The organism is Xanthomonas sp. NCPPB 3200 (assembly GCF_056393585.1).
Genome location: NZ_CM150785.1, coordinates 1,286,199 through 1,302,599 on the forward strand (window position 1 = coordinate 1,286,199; position 16,401 = coordinate 1,302,599).

Below are 16,401 nucleotides of genomic sequence, written 5' to 3' on the forward strand. Positions count from 1 at the left end.
AACGGCCCGGCTTGTCCGGGCCGTTGGCATTTGAGGATTGCTGAGATTTGCCATGACTTCCGGCGGTGCCTGCGCGCACTGTTCCGGCGGATCATCCGCGGCCTGGTGCCGCTTGCCTGCCCACTTCGCCCACATCGAGAATTTCCCATGCGTCTTCCCCTGGTGACCGCCATCGCACTGGCCCTGGTCGGTACAAGTCCGGCCGCCTGCGTGCTCGCCGCCGCGCCCGCACCGACGAGTGCCGCCGCCTCGTCCATCACCACCCAGTTGCCGCGCACGGCCAAGCCCACGCATTACGCGGTGGAGATCACGCCGCATGCCGACAAGATGACGTTCGACGGCAAGGTCGCCATCGACATCAGCGTGCTGCAGGCCACCGACCGCATCGTGTTGCAGGCGGCCAACCTGAGCTTGGCGCGCGGCACGCTCACGCAAAAAGGCGGCAAGCCGCGAGCTGCCAAGGTCAGCACCGATGCCGAGGCGCAAACCGCCACGTTCGCGTTCGACAAGCCGCTGGCAGTGGGCGAGTACGTGCTGTCCATCGACTACAGCGGCGTGATCAACACGCAGGCCAACGGCTTGTTCGCGCTGGATTACACCACCGCGCAAGGTGCGCGCCGTGCGTTGTTCACCCAGTTCGAAAACTCCGATGCGCGCCGCTTCATTCCTTCCTGGGACGAGCCCAACTTCAAGGCCACCTTCGACCTGGCGATCAATGCGCCGGCCGGGCAGATGGCGGTGAGCAACATGCCGGTGGCCTCGTCCAGGCCGGGCGCAAACGGGCGCACCCGCATCGCGTTCCAGACCTCGCCCAAGATGTCCACGTACCTGCTGTTCGTCAGCGTGGGCGATTTCGAGCGTGCCACCGTCACCGCCGACAACGGCACCGAGATCGGCGTGATCGCGCAGAAGGGCAAGGTGGACCAGGCGCAGTTCGCGCTGGAATCCGGCCGCGACGTGCTGCACGAATACAACGCCTACTTCGGCATCCCGTACCCGCTGCCCAAGCTGGACAACATCGCCGCGCCCGGGCGCAGCCAGTTCTTCAGCGCCATGGAAAACTGGGGCGCGATCTTCACCTTCGAATACTCGTTGTTGCTGGATCCGGCGGTGGCCAACATCGACACCAAGCAAGGCGTGTTCACCGTCGCCGCGCATGAGATCGCGCACCAGTGGTTCGGCAACCTGGTGACCATGGCGTGGTGGGACGACCTGTGGCTCAACGAAGGCTTCGCCAACTGGATGGAGGCGCGCACCACGGCAAAACTGCATCCGGAATGGGATATCGACAAGACCGGCCCGGCGCTGAAAAGCCGCGCGGCGATGCGGCGCGATGCGTATGCGACCACCCACCCGGTGGTGCAGCACGTGGCCACCGTGGAGCAGGCCAGCCAGGCCTTCGACGCCATCACCTACCAGAAGGGCGAGGCGGTGATTGCCATGCTGGAAGACTACGTCGGCTCGGACCACTGGCGCACCGGCGTGCGCAGCTACATCAAGCAACACCAGTACGGCAACGCAGTGACCGACCAGTTGTGGCAGCAGATCGACGCGGTGGCCCCGGGCAAGCAATTCACCCAGGTGGCGCACGACTTCACGCTGCAGCCGGGCGTGCCGTTGATCAAAGCCAGTAGCCGCTGCGTCGGCGGCCAGACCGCAGTGACGCTGGAGCAGGGCGAGTTCACGCTGGACCGCCCCGACAAGCAGCCGTTGCGCTGGCATGTGCCGGTGGTCCTGCGCAGCGGCGATGGCGCGCCGGTGCGCGTGCTGGTGGACGGCACGGCGCAGGTGCAGGTGCCCGGCTGCGACGCACCGGTGGTGGTCAATGCCGGGCAAAAGGGCTACTTCCGCACCTGGTATGCGCCCGCGCAGTTCAAGGCGCTGACCGACAGGTTTGGACTGCTGCCGGTGGTGGACCAGGTGGGCGTGTTGAACGACACCAACGCACTGGCCGGTGCCGGCGTGCAGGCGCAGGCCGACGTGCTGGATCTCACCGCCCAGGTGGCGGCAGGCGCATCGCCCGATGTCTGGGACATGGTGGCCAGCATCTACGACGATGTGGATGGCAGCTTCGAGCGCGACCCGGCTGCGCGCGCGGCGTGGCGTGCCTATGCCGTGCCGCGCCTGGCGGCCGAATTCGCAACGCTGGGCTGGGACAAGCGCGATGGCGATTCGGCGCAGATCCAGCAGTTGCGTACCCGCCTGATCGCCACCCTCAGCGACATGGGCGATGCCGCCGTGATCGCCGAGGCACGCAGGCGCTTTGCCGCCTTCCAGGCCAACCCCGCCTCGCTGTCGCCGGAGCTGCGCGACAGCGTGCTGGGCGCGGTTGCGCACAATGCCGACGCCGCCACCTGGGACGCCTTGCATGCCTTGGCCAGGCAGGAAACCTCGTCGATGGTGCGCGACACCTATTACGATTTCCTCTCCATGCCCAACGACGAGGCACTGGCCAGGCGCGCGCTGGAACTGGCGTTGACAGCCGAGCCGGGCGCCACCACCGGTGCGAGCATGATCGACCGGGTCGCTTCCCGGCACCCGGAGCTTGCCTTCGACTTCGCGGTGGCGCATCGCACACAGGTGGACACCCTGGTGGACTCCACCTCGCGTGCCCGCTACTACCCCGGCCTGGGCATGGACTCAGCCGAGCTTGCCACCGGCGACCGGATCAAGGCCTATGCCGAGCAGTACATCGCACCTACTTCGCGGCAGGCCGCAGACAACGCCATCAACACGATCCAGACGCGGGTGAAGCTGCGGGCGGCCTCGCTGCCGCAGATCAAGGCATGGTTGAAGGCACGCAAGCGCTGAGCGTTGCGGTCATCGCAGCACAGGAAACAGCCCGGTCTTGCCGGGCTTTTTCTTTGCCGCGCCGGCAGTCACCTGGAGGTGGGAGCGAGGCCGCCGAGCAGCGTTATGCCGGCATCGTGGCGTCCGCGAAGACCATCGCCTGGGACGACATGCGTGGCTATCTGGAAAAGCGCATGGCCGGCGAGCCGGCAAAGCGTCCCACGGCCCGCAAACCAGCCCGGTAGCATGGCGCGTATCGCGCTGGCACCGGAGGTTGCACAGGATCTTGAGCCGATCTTCGACCACCTCCAGCGCCATGAGGCCGCACATGTCGCAGCACGCCTGCACGAGGTCATTGCGGCAATCGACGTGCTGGAAACCAATCCGCTGATCGGCCGGCCGGCGGCGACAAGCGCGAACTGGTGATCGGTCACGGCGCGCACGGCAATCTGGCGCTGTACTGCCATGTCGCGCAGATCGGCATGGTGTTTGTGCTGGCCGTTCGCTCGCAACGTGAGGCGGGCTTTGCGGGGCCGTGATGCCCGTTGTGCCCTCATCGCCGTAGCCAAGGCAGACATCGCCGCCTCATGCCCCAAACGCACCATCGATCGTATGCATCGCCCCGGTGACAAAGCTCGCTTCCGGGCCGGCCAGCCAGGCCACCATGCCGGCCACTTCGTCGGCGCGGCCGTGGCGTTTGATTGCCATGAAGCTGTGCATCAGGTCTTTCATCGGCCCGTTTTCCGGGTTGGCGTCGGTATCGATCGGGCCCGGTTGCACCACGTTGATGGTGATGCCGCGCGGCCCGAAGTCGCGGGCCAGCCCGCGCGCCAGCCCTTGCAGCGCGGATTTGCTCAGCGCGTAGGACGCCATGCCGGGCAGCGGCATGCGGTCGCCGTTGACCGAGCCGATCACGATGATCCGCCCGCCGGGTGGCATCTGCCGCGCGGCCTCCACGGCGGCGTGGTAGGGCGCGTGCACGTTGATGCGGAACAGCCGGTCCACCGCGTCCGGATCCTGGTCCAGCGCATCGCCGAACAGCGCGATGCCGGAGTTGACCACCAGCACATCCAGCGGCCCGCTGCCGCGCACCGTGTCGATGACCGCATCGCGGTCGGCGCTGTCGGCCAGCACCGCGGTGCTGCCGGTGTCACCGGCCAGGCGCTGCGCCGCCTCGGCAGAGCCGGCATAGGTAAACGTCACCCGCGCGCCCTCGGCCACGAAGCGCCGCACGATGGCGGCCCCAATCCCCCGGCTGCCACCGAGCACCAATACCGACTTGTCTTTGAACGCTGACATGCATCACCTCGCAATTAATGTAGCGAGTAATACATAATAGTTTTCGCCTGCCGTCAAGGATTTTGTAACTATGACTACAGAAACCCCCCGTGCCCGCGGCCGGCCACGGGCGTTCGACCCGGACCAAGCGGTCGCCACCGCGCAGCAACTGTTCCATGCGCGCGGCTACGACGCACTGAGCGTGGCCGACCTCACCCAGGCGCTGGGCATCAACCCGCCCAGTTTCTACGCCGCCTTCGGCAGCAAGTCCGGCCTGTATGCGCGCATCCTCGACCGCTACGCGCAGACCGGGGCCATCCCGCTGCCACAGATCCTGGACACCGCCCGCCTGCTGGCGGACGTCCTGGCCGACGTACTGGAGCAGGCCGCCCGCTGCTACGCCGCAGACCCCGCCGCCACCGGCTGCCTGGTGCTGGAAGGCACGCGCAGCAACGACGCGCAGGCGCGCGAGGCGGCCTGCGGCTTTCATGTTGCGGCCCAGGAGTTGATCCGCTCCCACATCGCCAAGCAGTGCCCGCACGACGCAGACCGGCTGGCGGATTTCGTCAGCACCACCATGGCCGGGCTGTCGGCCAGCGCCCGGCATGGGCAGAGCCTGGAGCGTCTGCTGGCGAGTGCGCGCTTGGCGGGGGAGGCGCTTCGGGTGGCGCTGCGCGGAATTGGGTGAGCGTGTCTTGCTTCCGCCGTTGAGCGTTAGACCCTCGTTTAGTCAGAGCGCTTAGCGAAGACTGCTTGCAAAAACAGCTCGCCCGCTGGATATTCCATATTCCGGAATATGGAATAAGGCGGGCTCGGCTGTGGAACTGAAGCCCCAGGATCTAGTGGTGCTGTACAAGCAGGTCGCCCAGGCGGGCCAGGTCTGGACGTATGCATCCCTTGGAGAAGCGCTGGGCATGAGCCCGTCTCAGGTGCATCGCAGCGTCAAGCGCGCGGTGGCATCCGGCTTGGCGCTGGAAAAAGGCCGCGGCGAGTGGGAGACGGTACGCACGGCGCTGCATGAGTTCGCGGTTCACGGTGTGCGTTACGCCTTTCCTGCCGTCATCGGGCCGCTGAGGCGTGGCATTCCTACGGCCTTCGGCGTGCCCCCACTGTCCATTGCCATTTCCAGCTTCCCAGGGGATGCACCGGTGTGGCCAAGCGCGCAGGGCACGGCTAAAGGCCCCAGCTTGTCGCCGTTGTCGGCCGGTGCGCCCAACGCTGCGCTGGCCGACCCTGCCTTGCACCAACTGCTGGCACTGCAGGACGCGCTGCGCAGCGGGCGCGCCCGCGAGCGCGCGCTGGCGGCGCGCTATCTCAAGCAGTCACTGGGGCTTGGCGATGCGGCCTGATGATCGTAACCACCGGATCTGCATGTGATTGCGGATGCATTTGGCGAATTTTACGATCGAGTGGTCTTCCTCGGCTTAGCGGCGGAGGCGCTTAAGGAACGCTACGCGGCTAAGGCAAGGCGTGCGCGAGAGCAGAGGGTTTTCGATGGCGTGAGCGCACCTGCTCGCTAAGCGAGGTGCGCTTGCCGCTATCCAGTACGGTCAATCGGCAGGTGGTACAAGATGGTAACGATCTGCCGTCGCTCAGGCGAAGTCGTTGTCGGGTGACTGGCGCGGCAAATCAGCAAGAGGCCCGGGTAGATCCCATGGGCCATTCCATGTTCTAGGCTGGCTTTAACACAGGCCACTTCGACCTCCTTGTGCAATGCTGGCGATCACATGGAGCCGTGCGCAGCGTGTTGGTTGAACGTTTCAAACTATCCGAATTGCTGTCCAATCCGGATGGTCGCGCTGGATGCCTATTAGATGGCATCGTTGCGAGACCCAGTGTCTATTTCGGTCCCACAGTAAAAGCGCCGCTGAACCATTTCGTCTGCGATCAGTCACCTGACCGAGCCTGCTCATGCGGCCACAGCCCGCAGTACTCGTCCTCTCCGTTGAAGGATGCCCGCGACGAAGCGGGCGCATTGCATCGTGGCGGCCCGCTTCAATCAGCTCGACTGCAGCGAAGGTGAATTCGAGCGGATTCATAAAAAACGGCACAAGTGATCGGTTGCGCATCAGTAGCCTGCCAATCGCCGCAATTCCATGCCTGCTTTGAATCGGAAGAATTCATCCAAGCATTGCCTCTTTCAGCGCCGGATCGCTGATATAGACATAACACCCCTTCATGCCTCGGCTCATCAAAGTTTTGTACGTATTCCGGATGATGCGATCTACACGGTCATGAGTCTCCGGATTCTCTTTGGATTGTGACTTATATCCTCGTATCGAACGGTCTTGCTTTGAACGCTTACTGGGATCGGTGACTAAGCGGTCGCCGCGCCAAACCAAGTCGGGACCAATGATCACGCCTACATAGTCCAACTCCAACCCCTGGCATGTGTGGATACAACCGACCTGCTCGACGGAGTTTTCAGCGATTGCCCATAAGCTGCCATCGCTCCCGAGATTCCATTGCGCCTGATAGCCATGCTCGGGAATTTCAATGTCCCAAGCGTTCGCATCGCTTTTGCTTTTCCAATCCCAGCAGTAGCCAGCGACAACCCGAGACTTGTTGTTAAGCTTGTTTTTCTCCCGGATCAGATTATGCAGTTGCAACGGGGAATCGACGATGCGGAAATCAAAGACACTCCGGTCGAAGTCGGAATTAGCGGTTTGGCGGATACTGAGAACGTTGTCTAGCCAGGCGATGTATCCGTCCGAGCCGGCGCAGCGGAATTGCGACGCCAGTACCAGTTCGGTCACTTCAGCATTGAGAACTCCGGCCCAGCGGCGCAATTCGTCGGTATGGCCGATGTCTGACAAGGTGACAACCTGATCGTCGTCGACGAAGAAGATGGCGCAATGGGCGCTGCGGATCAGTTCCATCACCTGGTTCTCGCCAAGGTTGCCGTACAGGCCGCTCTTCTGATTGAGGCGATGTGCCTCGTCCACCACCAGCGCGCCAAACACATTTGGCTCGGTCTGATGAAAGTTGCCTGAGCCGGAGAACAGGTTGCCGATTTCAATCTTACGCACATGTCCGGCCAGTTTTTGCGCATACACCGCGCGTGGAGCGGCGTTTTTGGACACATACTTTGTCGTGAGGCCACGCTTGGTCAGCTCAACCAGCAAATTTACTGCCACGACGGACTTTCCAGTGCCGGGCCCACCCTTGATGATCACGACCTGTTTGTGTTCTGCGCTAGCCTGCGCTGCCCGTGCCAAGCAGGTTTCGTAGACCAGCTTCTGCTCGTCGATCAGCACGAATTCCTGGTTACCCTTGAGCATGCTGACCATGCTGTCGGCAAGCATCTTGGAGGGGCGAATGCGGCTTTGCTCGATCTTATAAAGCAATTCGCCGCTATCGCCTTTGCGGACATGCTGACGAATGAACTCGCGCAGCTTGCGCTTCTCCTCCACGCCCCGTAGGAACAACGGCGCCTTGTCGGTGTAAGTGGCATAGCGCGGATCGTCGATGGTGCCATCGCGAAAATGGTTGTGCAGGTACGCACATGGTTTCAGCTCTACGCCTCCTTCGTGCACTGCTTGGTTGAAGCCTTGCAGCAGAGCAGCGTAAGACCAAGCCTGGTAAGAAGGGTGCGGACCCTCGCTCTCGTTTGGCCCGCCACGCTGAGCCTTGACGATGCCGTCTTTATCGGTAACGGATGAAGTGGACCACTGCTTGAGCTCTACGATGATCGCGCGCGCCTCATTAGTCTCACCCAGCCCGCTCAGGATGAAGTCGATGCGCTTCGCGGTTTGAGCGATGCCAAATTCGATTCCAATACCCATGTCATCGGGCAGGGCATCATCACTAAGCACGTCTGCCATTTGCGTGAGGGAGTGCCGCCACGCTCTGAACTCGCTCTCGGGCGCATATCTTCCCGTTTTGACGGTGTAAGCGTTGGAGATCACCCGTTCGATGGGTTGCTGTTGCGAGAGCTGAAGGAACGCGGCTTTGGTCGACTGGTAAACGATCACGCTTGGCTTTTCCCCGGTTTTGCATGGAACAAAGCAGCATTGTGTACTTGCCGATACGTCACATGGCAAGTGATGCAGCCTCGTCTAGAACTAGATCTGAAATTCCAGCTCGGCCAAAACGGACATGAAGTTCTGATCTCTGCTCTTGTACTTGACCTATTTCTGTGACCATAGCAATCTTTGCCTTACGGAGCCTCGGAACTCCTCGTACAGCGGGTTGCCACCTCCGAAAACGGTGGTTTCTCTTGATTTCACGGATGCGAGAGATCCTATGACCGAGGCCCATCGCCACTTGGACGCCGATCCTGGCTACTTTCTGCCGGAGCACGCGCAATATCGCCTTCAGCAACTGCGCGACCACATGCGCTTTTTGGCACGTCTAGCGCAGCCGCGCACTCAGGCCGAAGAGCAGGCCAGGCAGCCTGCCATCTGCATGGACGAGATGGCGTTCTGCCTTGAACTGCTGGCCGAGCAGGTAACCCAGGCGCTGGCACAGATGCAGTGGCCCGCGCGCCTGGAGCCCAATGCCTCTGACAACAAGTCTGCTGACGCGGGAGAGGTCGCATGAGCCGGCTCGGCCGACGCACCTTCCCCGTGCTGGGCAGCGCGATCTTCGATACGGCAGGCGCCATGAGCACCATCCTGGACCAGCTGGTCGTTCAGCGGCTTTGCTAGGTGGTCGGTGTAGCTGGGCATTGCTGCCGTTGCCGCACGGAGGCCTTGCTTTCGTCGGCAGGTCAATTGTCCAGCTTGACTCGCTGTAGAGGAAGCACGCGCCGAGAGGAAATCGTGTTACGCCTATGCCGTCAAAGTAACGCGAAACGTTACTGGCGCTCACATTTGGCAAGCTTTTGCCGTTGCCACGTGAGGATGGTCGCGAAACTCATCACACTCTGGACGTTGGATGCTCAAGCAACTCGGATCGCTGCCGCTAGCGACCCATGAGCCGGCCGCCTGTTGCGTCGGCCGAGCGGCAGGAGCCAGGTTTGCGCGAACCGGACATTTCTACGGAACATCAGTGCGCCTCTACATCGGGCGACATTCACCAACGGGGCGATGGGCTGGTTGGCATCAGCGACACGATCGGGCGCCGTGTCTGGCTGCGTCGCCCGGCGGCGTGTGTGCTGCGCTGGGTTGACGTGAGCCTGCGGATCTTCGTGGCGGTGTTTCTACTCACGCTTTTGATCGGTGTCATCGATCCGTTTGGCCTGAAGCGGGCCGGAGAAGTGCAGTCGCAACGTATTGCCGCGCGGATGTTTGCGCCGTTCTATGGAATGCCGTCATCGGCGATGAATTCGCCAACCGCTGTCGCGCAGGACCATATCGCAGTTGTCCTGATCGATGACCATACCTTGCAGTCGCGCGACTCCGCATGGCCGCCACGCTACAGCTATTACGACGAGGTATTGCGGCGCGTGCTGGCACAGCAACCGCGTGCGGTCTATGTCGATATCTTGATGGAGCAGCGACGCGACTACGACGATAGCTACGATGACGCGCATGCCGGGATCGAGGCCGAGATCGGCTGCGGTAAAGTGCCGGTTTTCTTCGGAGTGTCAGCGCCAGGTCGGCGTTCCATCTTTTCGGGTGTTGGTCCTGCTGCTTCGGGTTGCGGGGCTGCGGCATCCGTGGCAAGCGGCAGCGCTATGACTGCGGCGCAGGACGTGGTGACAAGCTGGAAGGGGCTGGGACACGACTATCCGATGTTGCTCGCCGCACAGAACGTGCGCGACGAAGGTTGGACACCGCCGTTAGCGACCGGCCCGGGATTCGGCGCGGACTATCGTTCGGTGGCGCTGGCGCTCTATCAGGTGGCCTGTCGTACGCGTTCGGCTGCTGGCTGTGGCGAAGACGCGCGGGCGTTGAGCTCCGATGCACTTGGCGCGCCACTGTCTGTGCAGTGGGGGGCGACGCTGCCGCGGCTGCCTGCGAGCCTGCAAGGACTGAGCTGCGTACGCAGTGGGCACGTCGGCTGGTGGGCGCGGCTGGTTGGTGCTGCTGGACTGACATGGGATGGCCTCTTTAGCGGTATCGATGAGCAGATCCAAGACCAGCGGCGCCAACGCTGTGCATACACGCTAACCGTGTTTGAAGAGCAATTGGATGACCCTGCGGTGGCGGCGGTGCTGAAGGATCGCGTGGTGCTCATCGGTACCCGCTTGAGCGGTCTCAGCGACCAGGTGATGTCGCCAGTGCACCAGCAGATTCCCGGCGTATACCTGCATGCCATGGCGCTGGACAACTTGATGCGTTGGGGGAGCCAGCGCATCTATCGCGACAGCTGGCGCGACCGCATCGTGGAGCTGCTTAGCATGCTGTTGCTTGCATTTGGTGCTGGTGCCGCCTTGATGCTGACGCGGCGAGCTTCCCTGCGCAGGTGGCGCGGGCTTGCTGTGGCGGTTGTTTGTGTTGGCACCAGTCTGCTGATCGTCTTTCTATCGCAGATGGTGCTGCGGCAACCGCCAGACCATTGGATATCCGCACTGCTACTCGCCTTTGTTGTGACTGGTGCGGTCGGCGGTCGGCGGTCGGCAACGACGCAACCACTCTGCTGCCCAACCTGCCGAGAAACCGGAGAATCTCCATGTGTGATGCGGTGAAGCGACTTCATTTGATGCTTCTACTGGCTGCCCTGCTGACGCTGCCGGCGTTTGCGCAAGACCGGCAACAGCCCTACGTTGTCGAGGTCTATGGGCAGGTTGTCACCTATGTAGAAAGCGATGGCAGATTCCGCCGCGTGGGGCCGCTGCCTGCGGGCGTTGACCTGCGCCTGGCCAAGGTCAGCCAGGTTTCGCCCAAGGGCTACGTACTGGTCGAAACGGCGGCCGGGCCTGTCTGGCTGGACAAGTTGAAGGTCAAGATCGCCGGCGATCTCAAGCTCTCCAGCAACGTACGCTGCACCAGCACGGTCAGCGAGGTCAGTGATGCTGTCACTGCGGGCGTGCGCGGTGTGGGGGAGGGATGCAGGTGACACCAATACGCCGGATTCTGGTTTTGACATTGGCCCTGTTTGCGACAGCGCATGCCTGGGCCGAAGACAAGTTGATCAAGCAAAAGCATCTTGATGCGGTGGGACGTGGCTTGCAGATATTTACCGGCGCCAATCAGTCGCTACGCCAGGGGCAGACCATGACGGCCTTGCAGCGGCAGCGGTGGACCTACGGCACCGTGCAACACACGCAGCTTGATGCTGACCTCGATCAGGTGTTGCAGGAGATCCGAGCCGTTGCCGGGGCGTCGGCGCCAGCGGCAAGGATTTATGTCACACCTGCACCATTGCTCGATGCCTACGCGACAGATGACGGATCAATCTTCATCGCCGCCGGCATGCTGTCGAATCTTCCCAGCCGTGATGCACTCGCCGCGCTTGTGGCGCATGAGTACGCGCACGTTCTGATGCGGCATGCCGGAACCAGTCTGCTTGAAAAACTAAGTCATATCGGTGGTGGACTGACATCGCTGTATCTGGACCAGGCCTATGTGGATGCGCAGCGTAGAGGAAGCGGAGACACCGATTACGTGCGTGAGGCGCTGATGCGCGAGGCCGCGATGAAATCGATTCAGGCTGGCATTGTCCCAAGACGGATGCGACTGCAGGAGGAAGAGGCCGACCGCAAAGGCATCGATCTGATGATTGCGGCCGGGTACAACCCGATCGGAATGATGGATCTGCTGGCGCTGATGGAGCTGTGGGAACAGCAAAACAAGGCAGTAGATGCAGATGCAATCGCCGAAGCTGGCTTGTCCGGTACGGTGGAGCGGTATCTCAAAGCGAGCGATCAGGCACAATCGGCCGCGCGCAAGGTGGACGACAGTAAACTGGTCAGCAACCTGATTACTTCACTGGTCAAGGAAGTGACCCATTCCGTGGCCCAGGCCGGTCGTGGACACCGCAATGCGGGAAAGCGCGCTGAGCAAGCACGCGAACATATCGAGACGCGCTATGGCGACGCCGAGCGCCCGGAAATGCACGAACTTCCGTGGCAGCAGCAGCCGAGCGTGTTTGAGTTGTTCGCCGACCTTGAGCAAATTCAAACGCTGATGGAAGACGAGAAGGTCCGGCAGCGGCGAGCCCATCTCTCGGATCAATCTTCAGTTTTTGCGCTTCTTGCAAGGCCGGCAGGTCAGACACCACTCGGTCGCTATCTGAAGCTTCGCACCGAGGAGAAATCCGCAGAGGGCCGCGAGCGGGTTCTAGAGCGGGAGCAGGAACTCGCGCGAAACGACTCCTTGTTCATTGCCCATCAGTTCGTGCTGGAAAACGTCGATCAATACAGTGAGCGTGAACAAGCGTTGCAGCTGCTTGCGATCAGTAGAAAAAGTCTCGGCGACCCACCGGAATTGCTGCCTTACGACATTCGCTTCCAACGGCGCATGGGCAAGGATGATCTGGCCAAGCTCGCCCTGGCGCGTTGTGCAGGAACTGGCGATCCGCGGTTGCGGCGTGCTTGCGAAGAGGCGAGGTGAATCACTGTGCGAGTGCGATGCCGTCGAAGCGATTAGCGATATCAATGGATGATGATGGAGCAAGGTGAGCAGGTGATAACGCAGAGCGCACTGGCAGAGGTGGAGCGCGTGCCCAATGCGCAGCAAGGTACTCCGCTATGGCGCATGTTGAGGCAGACCTTTGGCGTCGATCTGAAATGGTGGGTTCCCTGCTGGGGCGGTGGAATGGTGTTGGCCCACTTTCTACGCATCGGCTATGTGCCTTCGTTGTCACTTGGCGATCTGGGTGTCGTACTGAGTGCGGTTGCGTTGTTTGGCGGGATTGCGCTGCTCGGTTTCCTGGCGTTGCTGGTGCTACCCGCATGGGTGATCGGGTTGCTGGTTGATCAACATCTTCTACCTGTGCCGTTGCGCCCCACGCAGAGCAATGCACCGAGGAAAGGGCTGCGGTCTTATTACAGGCGTATGCAGCCGGAGCTGGGTAGACGGAAGGAATGGGTACTCGGAAGGCTTTGGCTGTTTTCCGTCGCCGCGCTGCTTACGATGATTTACTACGCAGGCATGCTGCTGTGTACACATGCTGGGTATGGGCAGTTGGCGACGTATGGCATCGTGGCTGGCTTTTGTCTCGGTGCATTCGGTTTGGCAATTCTGACGTTGATCTGGGAGATTGACCGGGTGCGCCGATGGTGGCCGGTATTGCGCAAACGTCGTGGAACGTTGCTCCTGATGTCGCTGATGTACTTGGCGTTCTGGCCGTTGGCTGGATTCGCTGTCGACTACTTTGCTCCTCCCCAACGAGGAATGGACTGGTTTTATCTGTTCCTCGCCGGGGCCATGCTGGTCATGGCGCACTGGGCGGTTTACGCCACGCATCGGGTCGAGCTGTCCAAGCGCCTTCGGGTCGTCGGGCCCGCCATGTTGACGGTCTTGGTATACAGCGGAGGGCTGTTGGGAACGATCGATGTCAGCGTTCGCAAACTCGGCATCGGCATGTTGCCTGGAGTGCAGCTGCAATTGACCGAGCAAGGCTGCCAGATCGTCAAAGCGAGTTGGGGCGATGCACGCTGTGAGCGAGCGCAGCCAGAATCGTCAGTTTTTGTGCTGCCGGCAGTTGATGTGCTAACCCGATTGGGCTCGGACTTCTATGTGGCGGCGCCCGGCGGGCTTGCCGACGAACACGAGCCACGCTTCCTGATTCCTGCAAGTCAGGTGCTGAGTTGGAGCAGGATTGAGGCAGTCAAGAAGACGGATGCCGCCGCCGCAGTGGCGCCTGCCAAATGAATGACGGCGCGTGTGCCGAACGTTGACGGCGTCTGAGCGATTGTGGGGTGCTGCTGCACTCTATTACCAAGTGCCGCAGGCAATCATCCGTGCGGCGCGGTAGCAATTCGCTACACCGGCGCAGACTTCAAAATCCCCGACAGACTCTCGCGCAGGATCAGCTGCAGATGCATGCGGTTGAGTTCCATGCCGCTGGTCATCACGCTGTGCAGGCCGCCGCACATGGCGGCGACGGCGAAGACGCGGGCCTGGAATTCCTGTTCGCTGCTGGCCGGGTCGGCGTGGCCGCGCAGCAGGCGTTTGAGCAGGGCGCTGAGGTGTTCGATCAGCGATGCGCTCTGCCGGCGCATGAAGGCGGCCAGCACCGGGTCGCGCAGGGTGGCCAGGTGCAGCTCCAGGTCGATGCGGGTGCGCTTGATGTTGATTTCCTGCAGCAGCCATTCTTCGAGCAGGCCGGCGATGAAATCCACCACGTGCACGTTGGCCGGGCGTTCCACCAGCCACATCTGGCGGATGGCGCGCATGTAGTTGCGCTCCAGCAATGCGCGCACCAGCGCGTCCTTGTCTTCGAAACGTTGCAGCAGGCTGCCGCAGCTGACCTTGGCGCGCTCGGCGATCAGTTCGAAACTGGTGGCACTCAGGCCGATGACGTCGATGCACTGCTCGGTGGCGTCCAGCACCTCTTCCAGCAGCAGTTCTTCGCGCTCTTTTGCCGTGCGCAGCAACAGGACGTTGGACATGGGCAGCAGGGTGTCGGGGGGCTGCAGTATACCGGCGCGGCGTTACCCATCCGTTGCGTTCGCTTGTTGCCGTGCCATCAGTCATGCATGCGCGTGCGTATTGAAACACCGCTCACAGATGCGCTGGTCGACCATGTTTTCACGGCGGCTGTGCGACACGTGAGGTCGACGTTGTGCAGGAGAAGCATGTGAGTGAGAACAGTGCGGTAGCCGGTGTCTCGGCGCAGTGGCCGGCGCGGTTGTGGGTGGTGCGGCATGGGCAAAGCGCAGGCAATGTGGCGCGCGATGTGGCCGAGTCCAACGGCTCGGCCTTGATCGACCTGGAGCACCGCGACGCGGATGTGCCGTTGTCGGCGCTGGGCGAGCGCCAGGCCGAGGCGTTGGGGGCGTGGATGGCCGGTTTGCCCGAGCACGAGCGCCCGACCCTGATCCTGAGTTCCACCTATGTGCGTGCGCGGCAGACCGCCGCTGCGGTGGCGCGTGCGCTGGGGCAGCCGGCCGATTCGGTCAGCGTGGACGAGCGTTTGCGCGAGAAGGAATTCGGCGTGCTCGACCGCTATACCACGGCCGGCATTCTTGCGACCTTTCCGGAGCTGGCCGAGCAGCGCAAGCTGGTGGGCAAGTTCTACTTTCGCCCGCCCGGTGGCGAGAGCTGGTGCGATGTGATCTTCCGCCTGCGCGGGGTGGTGGGCGATCTGCAGCGCAACCATGTGGGCGCGCGCGTGCTGATCGTGGGGCATCAGGTGATCGTCAATTGCTTCCGCTACCTGATCGAGAGGATGGATGAGGCCACCATCCTGGGCATCGACCGCGAAGGCGATGTGCCCAATTGCGGCGTCACCGAATACGCGGCTGCGGCCGATGGGCAATCGCTGGAGTTGCTGCGCACCAAGTTCGTGCCGCCGGAGCTGGCCGACGAGCCGGTGACCACCGAGTCCGACCGCCCGGCCGGGGCGCGCTGATGGCCGCCCCGCGCGTGCGCATGCTCACCGCGGCCGCCTTGCGGGCGATGCCGTTGCCTGCTCCAGGTGGCGACAAGGAGCAGCGCGGGCGCGTGTTGATCGTGGGTGGCTCGATGCGTGTGCCCGGTGCGGTGCTGCTGGCCGGCGAGGCCGCGCTGCGCACCGGTGCCGGCAAGCTGCAGATCGCCACCGCCGCCAGTGTGGCGCCGGGTATGGCTTTGGCGGTGCCGGAGGCGCTGGTGCTGGGGTTGGCGCAGAACGGGCAGGGTGAGATCGTGCGCGGGCACCGCGCGCTGGACGGGGCAATGGCGGCCTGCGATGCGGCAGTGATCGGGCCGGGGATGGCGTCGTCGGCCACCACCACGGCGATGGTCAGGCGCGCCGCCGAGCAGGCGGTGTGCACCTTGGTGCTGGATGCCGGCGCGTTGTCGCGTGGCCTGCGGGCGCCGATTGGGCGGCCCTTCGTGTTGACGCCGCATGCGGGCGAGATGGCGACCCTGGCCGGCGACGACAAGGCGGCGGTGGAAGCGGCGCCGGGCGCGTACGCGTTGAAGTTTGCGCAGAAGCTGCGCAGCGTGGTGATCGTCAAGGGCGCGGACAGTTTTATTGCCGGCCCGGATGGAGTGGTGTGGATGCATCGCGGGGGTGCGTCCGGGTTAGGCACGTCCGGGTCTGGCGATGTGCTGGCGGGATTGATTGCCGGCTTTGCCGCGCGCGGCTGCGATGCGTTGACCGCTGCGTTATGGGGCGTGTTTGTGCATGCGGCCGCGGGCAGGCAGTTGGCCAGGCGGATTGGGCCGGTGGGGTTTCTGGCGCGCGAGCTTGGGGCGGAAGTGCCTGGGATTTTGGATCGGTTGGCACGCCGCTGATCTACGCTCGTCGCGGTGATGCTGCGCGCAGACCAAAACCCCTCTCCAGCAGGAGAGG

At 62.8% G+C, this 16,401-nt stretch carries 15 protein-coding genes; 12 read left to right on the forward strand and 3 right to left on the reverse strand.

Annotation, left to right across the window (positions count from 1 at the left end; translation table 11 throughout):
• Positions 1-147: 147 nt before the first annotated feature.
• From AC06DU_RS05605 to AC06DU_RS05615, 3 genes are read left to right on the forward strand one after another with little or no spacing between them, the layout of a single operon-like run.
• Entirely contained in the window at positions 148-2,811 is a 2,664-nt protein-coding gene (locus tag AC06DU_RS05605; protein ID WP_478203749.1) for a M1 family metallopeptidase, read from the forward strand.
• Positions 2,787-3,035 carry a hypothetical protein gene (locus AC06DU_RS05610; RefSeq protein ID WP_478203750.1) on the forward strand — a complete coding sequence of 83 codons (249 nt, stop codon included), beginning with the start codon at positions 2,787-2,789 and terminating at the stop codon, positions 3,033-3,035. The genes AC06DU_RS05605 and AC06DU_RS05610 overlap by 25 nt, the downstream gene beginning before the upstream one ends.
• A 1-nt stretch (position 3,036) precedes the next feature.
• Entirely contained in the window at positions 3,037-3,216 is a 180-nt protein-coding gene (locus AC06DU_RS05615) for a hypothetical protein (protein ID WP_478203751.1), read from the forward strand.
• 159 nt (positions 3,217-3,375) lie between these two features.
• Here AC06DU_RS05615 and bdcA read toward each other — a convergent pair whose 3' ends face one another.
• Positions 3,376-4,089 carry an SDR family oxidoreductase gene (gene bdcA / locus AC06DU_RS05620; protein WP_039407217.1) on the reverse strand — a complete coding sequence of 238 codons (714 nt, stop codon included), beginning with the start codon at positions 4,087-4,089 and terminating at the stop codon, positions 3,376-3,378.
• Between the two features lie 70 nt (positions 4,090-4,159).
• On the opposite strand from bdcA, the gene AC06DU_RS05625 reads away from it, so the two are divergent.
• Positions 4,160-4,756, forward strand: a complete 597-nt coding sequence (locus AC06DU_RS05625) for a TetR/AcrR family transcriptional regulator (protein WP_478203752.1) — start codon at positions 4,160-4,162, stop codon at positions 4,754-4,756.
• Positions 4,757-4,886: 130 nt separating this feature from the next.
• Complete coding sequence (locus tag AC06DU_RS05630; RefSeq protein WP_478203753.1) at positions 4,887-5,417, forward strand: AsnC family protein; 531 nt, start codon at positions 4,887-4,889, stop codon at positions 5,415-5,417.
• A gap of 771 nt (positions 5,418-6,188) precedes the next feature.
• Here AC06DU_RS05630 and AC06DU_RS05635 read toward each other — a convergent pair.
• Complete coding sequence (locus tag AC06DU_RS05635) at positions 6,189-8,042, reverse strand: DNA/RNA helicase domain-containing protein (RefSeq protein WP_478203755.1); 1,854 nt, start codon at positions 8,040-8,042, stop codon at positions 6,189-6,191.
• Positions 8,043-8,313: 271 nt separating this feature from the next.
• Here AC06DU_RS05635 and AC06DU_RS05640 point away from each other — a divergent pair, with 271 nt between their 5' ends.
• The 5 genes from AC06DU_RS05640 (at position 8,314) to AC06DU_RS05660 (ending at position 13,772) form a co-directional block, all read left to right on the forward strand.
• Positions 8,314-8,610 carry an XAC0095 family protein gene (locus AC06DU_RS05640; protein WP_104647130.1) on the forward strand — a complete coding sequence of 99 codons (297 nt, stop codon included), beginning with the start codon at positions 8,314-8,316 and terminating at the stop codon, positions 8,608-8,610.
• A 418-nt stretch (positions 8,611-9,028) separates the two neighbouring features.
• The gene (locus AC06DU_RS05645) at positions 9,029-10,642 is read left to right on the forward strand and encodes a CHASE2 domain-containing protein (RefSeq protein ID WP_478203756.1); all 1,614 of its coding nucleotides are present in this window, start codon (positions 9,029-9,031) and stop codon (positions 10,640-10,642) included.
• Complete coding sequence (locus AC06DU_RS05650; protein ID WP_146090953.1) at positions 10,627-11,013, forward strand: hypothetical protein; 387 nt, start codon at positions 10,627-10,629, stop codon at positions 11,011-11,013. The genes AC06DU_RS05645 and AC06DU_RS05650 overlap by 16 nt, the downstream gene beginning before the upstream one ends.
• A 23-nt stretch (positions 11,014-11,036) precedes the next feature.
• On the forward strand, positions 11,037-12,509 hold the full coding sequence (locus tag AC06DU_RS05655) for a M48 family metalloprotease (RefSeq protein WP_478203758.1): 1,473 nt from the start codon (positions 11,037-11,039) through the stop codon (positions 12,507-12,509).
• A 48-nt stretch (positions 12,510-12,557) separates the two neighbouring features.
• Positions 12,558-13,772: a hypothetical protein gene (locus tag AC06DU_RS05660; RefSeq protein WP_478203760.1), complete on the forward strand. Its 1,215-nt coding sequence runs from the start codon at positions 12,558-12,560 to the stop codon at positions 13,770-13,772.
• 110 nt (positions 13,773-13,882) lie between these two features.
• Here the strand turns inward: AC06DU_RS05660 and AC06DU_RS05665 are convergent, their stop codons facing one another.
• The gene (locus AC06DU_RS05665; protein WP_005920554.1) at positions 13,883-14,512 is read right to left on the reverse strand and encodes a TetR/AcrR family transcriptional regulator; all 630 of its coding nucleotides are present in this window, start codon (positions 14,510-14,512) and stop codon (positions 13,883-13,885) included.
• Between the two features lie 173 nt (positions 14,513-14,685).
• On the opposite strand from AC06DU_RS05665, the gene AC06DU_RS05670 reads away from it, so the two are divergent.
• Positions 14,686-15,474, forward strand: a complete 789-nt coding sequence (locus tag AC06DU_RS05670; protein ID WP_046341970.1) for a histidine phosphatase family protein — start codon at positions 14,686-14,688, stop codon at positions 15,472-15,474.
• Positions 15,474-16,343, forward strand: a complete 870-nt coding sequence (locus tag AC06DU_RS05675) for an NAD(P)H-hydrate dehydratase (protein WP_478203761.1) — start codon at positions 15,474-15,476, stop codon at positions 16,341-16,343. The genes AC06DU_RS05670 and AC06DU_RS05675 overlap by 1 nt, the downstream gene beginning before the upstream one ends.
• Positions 16,344-16,401 lie beyond the last annotated feature (58 nt).

What these genes read in the sequence shown, in the direction of transcription:
- AC06DU_RS05610 (WP_478203750.1), top strand. Translation starts at nt 2,787, where the DNA reads ATGGTTGAAGGCACGCAAGCGCTGAGCGTTGCGGTCATCGCAGCACAG.
- AC06DU_RS05640 (WP_104647130.1), top strand. Translation starts at nt 8,314, where the DNA reads ATGACCGAGGCCCATCGCCACTTGGACGCCGATCCTGGCTACTTTCTG.
- AC06DU_RS05605 (WP_478203749.1), top strand. Translation starts at nt 148, where the DNA reads ATGCGTCTTCCCCTGGTGACCGCCATCGCACTGGCCCTGGTCGGTACA.
- AC06DU_RS05650 (WP_146090953.1), top strand. Translation starts at nt 10,627, where the DNA reads ATGTGTGATGCGGTGAAGCGACTTCATTTGATGCTTCTACTGGCTGCC.
- AC06DU_RS05675 (WP_478203761.1), top strand. Translation starts at nt 15,474, where the DNA reads ATGGCCGCCCCGCGCGTGCGCATGCTCACCGCGGCCGCCTTGCGGGCG.
- AC06DU_RS05665 (WP_005920554.1), bottom strand. Translation starts at nt 14,512, where the DNA reads ATGTCCAACGTCCTGTTGCTGCGCACGGCAAAAGAGCGCGAAGAACTG.
- bdcA (WP_039407217.1), bottom strand. Translation starts at nt 4,089, where the DNA reads ATGTCAGCGTTCAAAGACAAGTCGGTATTGGTGCTCGGTGGCAGCCGG.
- AC06DU_RS05625 (WP_478203752.1), top strand. Translation starts at nt 4,160, where the DNA reads ATGACTACAGAAACCCCCCGTGCCCGCGGCCGGCCACGGGCGTTCGAC.
- AC06DU_RS05615 (WP_478203751.1), top strand. Translation starts at nt 3,037, where the DNA reads ATGGCGCGTATCGCGCTGGCACCGGAGGTTGCACAGGATCTTGAGCCG.
- AC06DU_RS05660 (WP_478203760.1), top strand. Translation starts at nt 12,558, where the DNA reads ATGATGATGGAGCAAGGTGAGCAGGTGATAACGCAGAGCGCACTGGCA.